The sequence below is a fragment of the Gordonia sp. B8661-1 genome (assembly GCF_059427765.1).
Genome location: NZ_JCAHRL010000025.1, coordinates 1 through 8,956, shown reverse-complemented (window position 1 = coordinate 8,956; position 8,956 = coordinate 1). Strand labels below are relative to the sequence as shown.

8 protein-coding genes and 1 pseudogene are annotated in these 8,956 nt (G+C 61.6%); 5 read left to right on the top strand and 4 right to left on the bottom strand.

All coding sequences use genetic code 11. The features are described from left to right. Nucleotides 1–682 precede the first annotated feature (682 nt). Both AC4JJG_RS21390 and AC4JJG_RS21385 read left to right on the top strand, forming a co-directional pair. Entirely contained in the window at nucleotides 683–1,258 is a 576-nt protein-coding gene (locus tag AC4JJG_RS21390) for a hypothetical protein (RefSeq protein WP_156896118.1), read from the top strand. After that, complete coding sequence (locus AC4JJG_RS21385; protein ID WP_006898340.1) at nucleotides 1,240–1,896, top strand: hypothetical protein; 657 nt, start codon at nucleotides 1,240–1,242, stop codon at nucleotides 1,894–1,896. Before AC4JJG_RS21390 ends, AC4JJG_RS21385 begins: the two co-directional genes overlap by 19 nt. Nucleotides 1,897–2,168: 272 nt before the next feature. Here AC4JJG_RS21385 and AC4JJG_RS21380 read toward each other — a convergent pair whose 3' ends face one another. The 4 genes and pseudogenes from AC4JJG_RS21380 to AC4JJG_RS21365 all read right to left on the bottom strand — a co-directional run. Further along, complete coding sequence (locus AC4JJG_RS21380; protein ID WP_495405848.1) at nucleotides 2,169–2,999, bottom strand: lipase family protein; 831 nt, start codon at nucleotides 2,997–2,999, stop codon at nucleotides 2,169–2,171. A 555-nt stretch (nucleotides 3,000–3,554) separates the two neighbouring features. Next, entirely contained in the window at nucleotides 3,555–5,003 is a 1,449-nt protein-coding gene (locus AC4JJG_RS21375) for an aldehyde dehydrogenase (protein ID WP_182374527.1), read from the bottom strand. 25 nt (nucleotides 5,004–5,028) lie between these two features. Beyond that, a complete protein-coding gene (locus AC4JJG_RS21370; RefSeq protein ID WP_258325138.1) occupies nucleotides 5,029–6,141 on the bottom strand; it encodes an NDMA-dependent alcohol dehydrogenase in 1,113 nt (370 codons plus the stop codon). A gap of 170 nt (nucleotides 6,142–6,311) precedes the next feature. Beyond that, nucleotides 6,312–6,896, bottom strand: a pseudogene (locus AC4JJG_RS21365) (thiolase family protein); the annotation flags it as partial. A gap of 110 nt (nucleotides 6,897–7,006) precedes the next feature. Between AC4JJG_RS21365 and AC4JJG_RS21360 the strand changes: the two are divergent. The 3 genes from AC4JJG_RS21360 to AC4JJG_RS21350 all read left to right on the top strand — a co-directional run bounded on the left by AC4JJG_RS21360 (nucleotide 7,007) and on the right by AC4JJG_RS21350 (nucleotide 8,908). Then, the gene (locus AC4JJG_RS21360) at nucleotides 7,007–7,630 is read left to right on the top strand and encodes a TetR/AcrR family transcriptional regulator (RefSeq protein WP_182374529.1); all 624 of its coding nucleotides are present in this window, start codon (nucleotides 7,007–7,009) and stop codon (nucleotides 7,628–7,630) included. 433 nt (nucleotides 7,631–8,063) lie between these two features. Then, nucleotides 8,064–8,519, top strand: a complete 456-nt coding sequence (locus AC4JJG_RS21355) for a helix-turn-helix domain-containing protein (RefSeq protein ID WP_350339598.1) — start codon at nucleotides 8,064–8,066, stop codon at nucleotides 8,517–8,519. A 14-nt stretch (nucleotides 8,520–8,533) separates the two neighbouring features. Then, nucleotides 8,534–8,908, top strand: coding sequence for a hypothetical protein (locus tag AC4JJG_RS21350; RefSeq protein ID WP_495405847.1), 375 nt, complete (start codon nucleotides 8,534–8,536; stop codon nucleotides 8,906–8,908). Nucleotides 8,909–8,956 lie beyond the last annotated feature (48 nt).

Below are 8,956 nucleotides of genomic sequence, written 5' to 3'. Positions count from 1 at the left end.
ACGATCATCAACACAGCCGCCTCAGCGGCATGACACCGACACTGTCACCCGATCGTGCAGCAGTCCCCCACTCCTCGGGTCCTCAGTCTGCGTAACGAGCTCTCCGGACAGGCGGATACACTCAGCGAAACCTGAGACCCAGTACCGGCAAGGAATTTCGCCCATGCACGCGGCCGATGACGCCGACAATGATCGCGACGCCCCCACGAGCTACTACCTGAGTCAAGCCGTCGCCACACTACTGATCCCAGGAACCGGTCTCACTGTGGCTGAGTGGGTTGACGACAACAAAGGTCCACTGATAATCGCGGACGGTGACCCTGCCTTTCGGGAGTGGCTGCGTCGTCTCCGCTCCGCAGCTGCTGACATGCTTGTCACTGCACCGTATGAAGCTTGGCCCATATCCGGATCAGTCGTAATCACTCGTCCCATACGAGGCAGCACCGGTAACGAACTGGTTCCCCCTCAGTCGGTGACAAGCGCGCGAAACAGCTTCTGCGTCCTGTGCGTCACGCCCGGAGCAGTCCTTCATCAGGCCTCTCATACTCCGCACACTCGTGGCGAAGTCCGGCCACAGCCGCCAGCCGCGGACGTCGCAGCGGCACCACCGTCCGGGCGCATTGGTAACGATGCTCAACTACGCTCTGCGCTATGGATTGACGCTGTTCGCCGACTGAACACGGTGCGGGAAGAGTTCGCTGCCTACGAGACCGACGCAACGGCATTCTTCCATCGCCCACTACTGGCCGATCGAACACACCCGCTCGTGCAAGCTTTCTACACTGCTTTCGCCCATGCCGATGCCTTGCGAGTAGATGGCACCGTTCCTGACGAACTCGGTTTCGTGCGTGACTTCGCCGATCGGGCCGTTGCTGCCGAAACCGCATGGAGGGCCGCGTACGCAGCTGCTTCAGCCTCGGGTGACAGCGGTCTGTCGGCTGAGCAACGAACTCTGCTGCGACGCGCTGAATCGGCAATCAAAGTGGCGCTCGACGATCGATCTCCTCCTAACGAACGAGCAACTGCCTACCGACGAGTGACCGAACTCTTCGGCAAGGCTCACATCGATGTTCCCGCGAGCATAGCCACGGAGTTGCGCCACCAAATCGAGAGCGCTACTCGCAAGACGCTCCCTGATCGACCCGGTCAAGGACTCGAGGCCCATCCAAAGATTGACAGACTCTCATGTCAATCCGCCGTTCCCGACAACAATTGTGACCAAGCAGAAGGACCAACCACATGGATGCCACCGGAATAGCAGTAGCGGTCATCATCGCGCTGGCCGTGATCGTCGGCGTCGGCTGGTTCGAATACCGCCGGCGGGAGTTCGGCAAGCTCGATGTCGAGGTACAGCACGCAGTGACAGCCGCCAGGTCTGCACGCAAGCAGTTCCGGGCTGCATCGCGGCTGATGACGACAGAAGTCGCCAGCATCGAGCGAACCATCAGCGAACTGAGCAGCGTCAAGGGCCAGCGGGTCGCCGCCGGCGGAGGAGTGACGGTCTACCAGCGATGGATCGACACCAGGCAAGGTAGCGGGTCGATCATCGGCGTCACCGCATCGGCAGCCGACGAATCCACCAACGGTGCCGGCAACGCGTACGTTGTGGTTGATGGTCCTGCAGTAAATGGTGTCGCCACCCTTGATGCATCGAAAGACCCAAAAGCCGGTCCGAACGCCTACGCGCTGGCGGCAGCGATCAACAAACAAGCACGGCTGGCCGCTGACGAGAAGAAGACGCTTCCCGAAAAGATCGAGCGAGCCAAGAGTCAGCTGACGACCGCCACACGAAGTCATGAGCAGAAGGTCGAGGCGGCACGCTCTCATTTCAGGGGACGGCTAGAAGTGCTGCCGACAGAGACTCGAGCGAAGTACTTTCGCAACGATCACGCCTAGTTTGGTCCGGCGCGCGTCACCCGTGGGGTTGGAGTTCACCCGGCGGTGATCGCGCGCTGGCTACGCGTCGTTTCGACCCGCTTGGACGCCATGTGTCTGCGACCTGCGTCGATCACTAAGCGCTGGACCAGCGGTCACGTGCTGCTGTGGTGGACAAACACTTGGTGGCCAGATGCATAGACGAGCTGTGTCGGTGACGGCCATGCTTCAGGGGCCAACCTGCGGAAGCCGGCAGACACGCTTGACTTCCGCAGGTCCTCGCTGTGAGCCATTTATTGGGTGAGTCGGCCTGCCAGCCAGTTGACTGCGATATTACCGGTAACCAATCCGACTGCGTGTCCTGGAGCTCCGATGGGCGGTAGCGATGGTGTGTTGATATTCGCCCTGGCGACGTTGGTACCCCCGCGTTTCCAAGCGTCTGCCGTGGCATTCGCATCGTCGGCGGGGACAACGTCGTCGTTCACGTTCTGCATAAGGAGTACCGGATGACTCGGTGCCGTTCGTCCCATTACGAAACTCTGGAATACGCTGTTTATCTCAGGATCGGAAGCCAACTCTTCGATTAACGGTCGCCCACTTACCGTCATCCCCTTTGTCGATCTGAAATAGTGGCCGACGACACTGCCCACCAGACACTCACCCGCAGTCTTACGCAGAAAATCTCTACCCTGACTGTTTAGTTTCGCATCGATCTTCGGCGCAAGTTGCGGATACTCAGCCCGTACCCCGTTCACGAAGTAGCCAATAACTCCGGCCGATAGCTTCCCTTCGTTGAACATCATTGTTCGCGCCGGGTTGGTCGGGGGCGCACCGACCACAGACCCTCTGATATTGAGTTCAGGGGCATAAGACTTGGCCTGTTCGGCAGCGGCGGCAGCTGCCCCGCCCCCCTGTGAGTATCCCCAGATTCCGACAGGCGCTCGGCGATCAACTGCCCCCACCGATATAGCGGCGCGCGCAGCATCAAGCACTGCGTGGGCTTGGGGAATGGGCTGCAGGTAAGGTAGCCGCCCCGGCGCCTCCATCCCCTGAAAGTCGGTCATGGTTACAGCGAACCCTCGAGTCAAGAGGGAAGCCACGTCAAGCAGCTGTAGCTCGATCATAGGAACGCCAGAGCGGTCGGTGGTCAGTCCGCGAGTCAGCAGCTGTGAAGGTCGGCAACTCGGATCCGAGCCGTGGGTGCCAACTGCATAGGTGACCAATGGGCGAGGTCCTCTACCAGTCCACTTCGAAGCCGGAACCATAACAATTCCCGTTGTAGCGACTGGCTTGCCGCGGGTATCGGAGCTTCGATACGTGACCGAAGTCGCCTTCACCCCAGTAGGGATGGCGCCTGCCAGGAGATCCGTCTTAACAGACCGCAGCAGGCCGCCGTTCTCGACAGGGGCGTCCGCAGGCTCTGCAACGGCCGGAGCGCCCGCTGTTGCTGTTGCTGTTGCTACGAGTAGCGCAGCAGCTGCGTATCCAATCGATCTTGCTAGGAAAGTACGGGGCACATCCACTCCTTCAAAAGTACACGTTGAGTACGGTGCTGGCACTATGACTTTGTCGCCGTAGCGCCAGTCGTTGTGGGTCGCCGTCATGTAAATAACCTCACGATCAGTGCGGTGTCGTTCCTGCGCGCGGTGGACAGTGCGGCAGGAACGACACGCGGGCGGCTACGCGCTCGTTGACAGATACGTCGTGTGGGTCCGCATGCACGCCGCGAGACCTTCGGGACCGAGTTCGCGGCCTAAGCCGCTCGCTTTGATACCGCCGAATGGCGCAACGGGATCGAGCATGTAGTAGTTGACGCCTACCGTGCCGGATTCGATTTGTTCGGCGATCTTGATACCGTGAGACTCATCAGCGGTCCATACGGTGCCAGCCAATCCGTATGCGGAGTCGTTGGCGATCTGAACCGCCTGACCGATATCGTCGTATGGCATAAGAGCGAGTACCGGTCCGAATACTTCCTCTTGTGCAAGGGAACTTGACGGATCAACGTCTGAGAAAAGGGTGGGTTGGACATACCAGCCACGATCGAGGTGGGCTGGCCGACCGCCGCCGGCAACAATGTTCGCACCGTCTCTCTTGGCCTTTGCGATGTGTGCCTCCACTCGGTTGCGGTGCGCAGCGCTGACCAACGGTCCGACCTGTGTACTCGGATCAAGTGGATCACCGATGACGGCACCGTTGACGAGTCCGGCGAAGAGTTCGAGGGACTCGTCGAACCTCGTGCGAGGAACAAGAATTCGGCTATTCAGCACACAGGTCTGACCGTTATTCAGTAGCGTCGCCTGAAAAAGTCCCTCGATGTTCGCAGTGAGGTCAGCATCGTCGAGGATGATCGCTGCCGACTTTCCACCGAGCTCGAGCGTGACTGGGCGGAGTAGCTCGCCACAGGTCTTTGCGATTTGACGGCCGACGGCGGTCGATCCGGTGAACGTGACCTTATCGACGCCTGGGTGGGATACGAGGTATGAGCCAGTACTCGCCCGCCCAGGAACGATGTTAATGACTCCCGCCGGTATGTTCGCAGCAACGACCGCTTCGGCGAAAATGTAGGAATCCAAGACTGTTTCTGGGCTGGGCTTCACCACTACGGTGCAGCCGGCGGCCAACGCAGGCGCCACCTTCAGTGCAGTGACCAGGTTCGGATAGTTCCACGGCACGATCGCGGCGACCACTCCGACTGGGGCCTGGCGAACAATCGCGCGGCCACCGAGTAGGCCTGGACGTGTCTGCTCCAGTTCCGTAGTCCGAATGAGGTTCGCATAATACCGGTATACGGTCGCGGGAAGCCCGGACTCGAGCATTCCGGCGATGGCAATCGGCATCCCGTTTTGGGACGAGACCAATTCGGTGAGCTGCGGCGCACGCGCCTCCAACTCATCAGCAAACCGCTCGATCGCTGCTGCGCGCTCGTCGGGACTCCACGCCGACCAGCCGCGAGGATCGTCGAATGCACGTCGTGCCGCGGCAACCGCGGCGTCGACATCGTCCGCATCTGCTGCTGGTGCGCTTCCTATGACTTCTTCGGTGGCCGCGGACAATACCTCGATCCGCTCTGGCGCGTGGGCTGGTGACAATGTACCGCCGATGAACAGCGTGTTCTGGTCGATCATGTGTTCCTCCGTGCGTGCTTGCATCTCAGTGGCTGTGCGTGATGATCCCGCGAATGTTCTTGCCATCGAACATGTCTTGATATCCCTGATTGATATCGCTGAGTTGGTACTCGGCGGTGACAGTCTCGTCAAGCTTCAGCTGGCCGTCTCGGTACAGTCTGAGCAGCCGGTGAATATCTGCTCTCGGGTTGGCTTCGCCGAAGAGGCTTCCAGCCAAACGCTTTTGAAAGAGCGTGAACATCATCAACGGGATGGTTGCAGTGTTCTCAGTTGCCGGGGCAACACCAGTAACAACCCCGACGCCGCCTTTTCGCACCAACTCCAGCGTCTGTCCGATCATTTCGCCGGCGACAACCCCCACTGTGAGAATCGCTGAGTCGGCCATCACACCGCGGGTGAGGTCTGCAACAAGCGCAGTGGCCTCCTCGAAGCTCGTGCAGAAATGTGTTGCCCCGAGCGGTATTAACTGCTGCTTCTTTGATTCGACGATATCCACCGCGACGATATTTTCGGCGCCCGCTATTCGGGCACCTTGGATCGCGCTGGCGCCGATGCCGCCGCAGCCGATGACGACAACTGTGTCGCCCGGTTGGACCTTTGCGGTGTTGACCGCTGCCCCCCAACCTGTCGTCACTCCGCAACCGAGCAGACACGCTCGATCAAGCTGAACGTCGTCGTCGACCTTCACCACGGATTCTTGGTGGACCGTCCCATACTCAGCGAAGGTTCCCAGCAACGATAGGGCGCCGAGGTCCTTTCCACGGGCGCGGCGGCGGTAGCTGCCGTCGAGCATGGTGCCGGCGAGGATGAACGCGCCCATGTCGCAAAGATTCTGTTGCCCAGTCGAGCACCACCGGCAATGCCCGCATGCTGGCAGAAACGAGCAGACGACCTTGTCGCCGGGCTGCAGGTTCTTGATTCCCGGACCGACTTCTTCAACGACTCCTGCACCCTCGTGACCACCGACGGTGGGTACCGCGATCGGCATATCACCAGTGCGGGCGTGATCATCGGAGTGGCATAGCCCGCTCGCTTCGTAGCGGATGAGCACCTCACCTTCCTGGGGTCCGTCGAGCTCGACATCCTCGACGCTCCAGTCCTCACCGGGACCCCAGAGAACCGCTGCTTGCATTTTCATCACTTACTCCAATCGTTTAAGAAATCGGGTGTTAGCCAACCAGGGATAGTGTGCTGCGTCGCACTCATGCAGAGCGTGGATCGCAACGCCACGGGGTTGAACCAGAGCGCCACCATCGGCGGATAATTCACTGGCTGAGTTCGGCGTCTAGCTGTTCACCGGTTGTTGACGGCTTGTGTTGCGGCCCAGGCGCGCTCGTGACTACGCGCCGAGAAGTCGTCCAGCTCGGCACGGGTCAGGCCGAATCGGGCGTTCATCAGCTCCGACGACGCGCCCTGCGCCATCAGCTCGCCGCGCTCCGAATCGACGTTATAGCGGACCAGCTCGCGCGGGCTGTACTGCGGGCCGAGGGGCGCGCCCGGCCTCATCGCCGGTGGCATCGGCACCCGGGACATCGACTCGACGCCGCAGGCGATCACGAGATCGGCGCAGTCGGCCACGATCGCCTGCGCCGCGAAACTGACGGCCTGTTGTCCGGAGCCGCACTGCCGGTCCACCGTCACCGCGGGCACGGACTCGGGCAGTCCCGCGGCCAGGACCGCGTGCCGGCCGAGATTGCCGCCCTGCTCCTCGTTCTGCAGTACGCAACCGGCGATCACGTCATCGATCAGCGATGCGTCCACGCCGGTCCGATCGACCAGCGTGCGCAGTGTCTGGCCGAGCAGATCGACTGGATGCCAGTTGCGCAGCGCGCCGCCTCGCCGTCCGACCGGGGTGCGGACCGCTCCCACGATCACTGCTTCTCGAGCTGCCATGAAATCCTCCTGCTACGGTATCGATCATCGTACTATACGAATGTCCTAGAATATGAGCAAATGTACTGAAATGCGGAAATCTGTATGATGTCCATTCGAGTGGAGGTGACATGTCCAGCGGGGAGCCGATCGACAGCGATCTGACGACCAAGGCGCGCATTCGTAACGCTGCGCTGGAACTCTTTGCCGCCGAAGGGGTTTCGGCGGTATCCATGCGAGCGGTGGCGGCGCGCGCGGGTGTCGCGGTCGGACTGGTGCAGCATCATTTCAAGACCAAGGACGGCTTGCGATCGGCGGTCGAGCAGTACATCGTCGACCGCCACGCCGCGGCGATCGCGTCCGTGCCGGGCGACGGTGCTCCTGCCGAAGTGGCGGCCGCACGTGATGGGGCGGTGCGGCGCATGCTCGACGAGCACCCGGCGCTCATCGGCTACATGCGTCGCGCGCTACTCGACCCGAGCGGCGACGGCCGGTTGCTGGAACGGCTCACCGACCTATCGCGGAACCAGGTCATCGAACTGCGCACGGCAGGTGCCGCATCGACCAGCCGACCAGTCGCCGATCAGGTGGTCGGGCTGATGGTGCGGCAGCTGGGACATCTGTTCCTGCAGCCGATGATCGATGCGATGTGGGCTCAGCTCGATACCGAAAAGACGTGCAAGCCGCAACTGATCGTCCGCGCCAGCGCCAATGTCGGAGCCCCAGAAGGACTTCGCACAGCGGAGCCTTCATAGCCTAATCGGTGATAGAAGGTTGCGCTAACACGTGACTACACCTGTTGGACATCTACCGTCCAAGAGTCTGCACCGATGTCGGACAGGTCCATTTCACACCAATGGCAATATCGACCCGCGCCGGTACTGCAGGCGAAACCTGCACAATACAGTTGCCGCAGTTGGTCTTTGCGGTGGCGCTACGTCTTGGCTCAATCGGTGACTGCGACATTCCTGATTGGAGTGCTGTATGCCAGGCAGAGATCGACTACCGTTGCCGCCTGAGGTTCGGGAGCGGGTTTTCGTGAGTTGCAGCACCGCGGTCGAGTATCGGTAGCGGGTGTGCCCCAGACCCTTGCGCTGATCTGGACGCGTGTGTTCGGCATCGTCCCGGCGATTACCGGTGGCCGCCGAACGCCGCCACTGGTCAAGGCCCGATTCTTCGACGAGATCGATGCCGGCGTCAGCCCCGACCGAGACCGGCCTAGTCGCAGGGGTGTTCGGCGGCCACCGAGTGTCAGTGGGCCGCACGCGGCTGGCCGAAGCGGTCAGGGACGCTCAAGTGGTGCCACCACATTCGATTACCCCATCGCCCGCCGGGGTTCCTCGCGCGGACGCGTTGACCTGGCTCGAGCGCGTCCGGATCGAGAAACTGACCGACGCCGGCTACCGGCAGGCCCGGATACTGGGCCGTTCGCCAGCGACGATCAGCCGGGAGATGCGGCGCCGGGAAACCATCGTCAGGCCGCGACCGACGGGCCAGGGCGGCGCTGAGGCTGCGCGGCGGCGGGATTGCTGTCATCGCTTTGCGGAGGTAGTAAACAGGCGGGCGAGACTAGCTGGCCGGACTTCGCTCGAGGCCGCGGCCCCAGCGAGAGCGCATTCACCAACCAAGAGTTGGCGGCGTTGATGGAAACGCCCGGGGTGAGTGTCGTCGTCGATCCGGAGACTCTTGCCGATATGAAGGCTGCTGCGGACTCGACGATCCAGACCAAGGTCGACCTACTGCAGCAGTGCACACGACCTACACATGACGATGGACGGCGAGTCCGGCTGCACTACAACGCGACGCCGGTACAGATCTGCGGCGACGGCCAGGTCGACTCAATCACCTTCCATGCGCCAGACGGCCAGGAAACAATCACCGCTGCAGGCCTCGTGATTCCGTCAATCGGCTACGCCGCAACATCGATCGCAGGACTGCCATTCGACGCGGCCACCAACACCGTGCCAAACGATGGCGGACGGGTGCTGCAAGACGACGACACCGTGATGGATGGGGGCCTGGTGCACGGATAGGTGACAGGGTTAGTCACGCGGCCTGAGGGGCCTCGTGGTTGATGATGG

Coding starts and splice junctions, on each gene's coding strand:
- AC4JJG_RS21360 (WP_182374529.1), top strand. CDS start 7,007: ATGTCCAGCGGGGAGCCGATCGACAGCGATCTGACGACCAAGGCGCGC.
- AC4JJG_RS21385 (WP_006898340.1), top strand. CDS start 1,240: ATGGATGCCACCGGAATAGCAGTAGCGGTCATCATCGCGCTGGCCGTG.
- AC4JJG_RS21380 (WP_495405848.1), bottom strand. CDS start 2,999: ATGATCGAGCTACAGCTGCTTGACGTGGCTTCCCTCTTGACTCGAGGG.
- AC4JJG_RS21355 (WP_350339598.1), top strand. CDS start 8,064: ATGCCGGCGTCAGCCCCGACCGAGACCGGCCTAGTCGCAGGGGTGTTC.
- AC4JJG_RS21375 (WP_182374527.1), bottom strand. CDS start 5,003: ATGATCGACCAGAACACGCTGTTCATCGGCGGTACATTGTCACCAGCC.
- AC4JJG_RS21370 (WP_258325138.1), bottom strand. CDS start 6,141: ATGAAAATGCAAGCAGCGGTTCTCTGGGGTCCCGGTGAGGACTGGAGC.